At 69.2% G+C, this 730-nt stretch carries 1 protein-coding gene; it reads right to left on the minus strand.

The window, feature by feature from the left end; genetic code table 11:
* Positions 1 to 730 (minus strand): FAD-binding protein (locus tag ACOADB_RS10555; protein ID WP_378597993.1); only part of this gene is annotated, 730 nt, incomplete at both ends.

Genomic DNA, 730 nt, shown 5'->3' on the forward strand with positions numbered 1-730 from the left:
TAGCGGTGATGTCTTCGACGGCGAGGTAGCCGAACACGAGGGCGGGACCGATGGTGCCGCCGGGCCCGGGGTAGGTGTTGCCCATGACGGCAGACGACACGTTGCCGGCGGCGTACAGGCCACCGATGACCGACCCGTCCTCGCGCAGCACGCGGGCGCGTTCGTCGGTGACCAGGCCGCCCTTGGTGCCGAGGTCGCCCGGCACGATCTTGACGGCGTAGAACGGCCCCTTCTCGATCGGGGCGAGCGAGCAGTTGGGCTTCACCTTGGGGTCGGAGTAGTACTTGTCGTACGCGCTCTCGCCCCGGTGGAAGTCCTCGTCGACGCCACTGCGCGCGAATCCGTTGAAGCGCTCGACGGTCGAGCCCAGCGCTTCGGCGGGGAGCCCGACCAGGTCGGCCAGTTCGGTGAGCGAGTCGGCCCGCGCCACGACCTTGTCCTTGTACCAGCGCCCGGGGAACGGCTGGCGACCCGGAACGCCGGCGAAGAGGTACCGGTTGCGGTAGGTCTGGTCGAAGACCATGTACGACGGGACGTGCGGCACGCCGGTGGCCTCGCCCTTGTAGATCTCGTGGGTGGCCTCGACGTAGGGGAGTGCCTCGTTCATGTACCGCTTGCCGGCGGAGTTCACGATGATCGAGCCGGGCAGGTTGCGCTCGGCCAGGCAGAACCAGGCGCGGCCGGGGAGCGGGATGGTCGGTCCCCACCAGGCGTCGTCGAGCAGGTCGGT

The organism is Nocardioides sp. CPCC 206348 (genome assembly GCF_048654705.1).
Lineage (GTDB): Bacteria > Actinomycetota > Actinomycetes > Propionibacteriales > Nocardioidaceae > Nocardioides.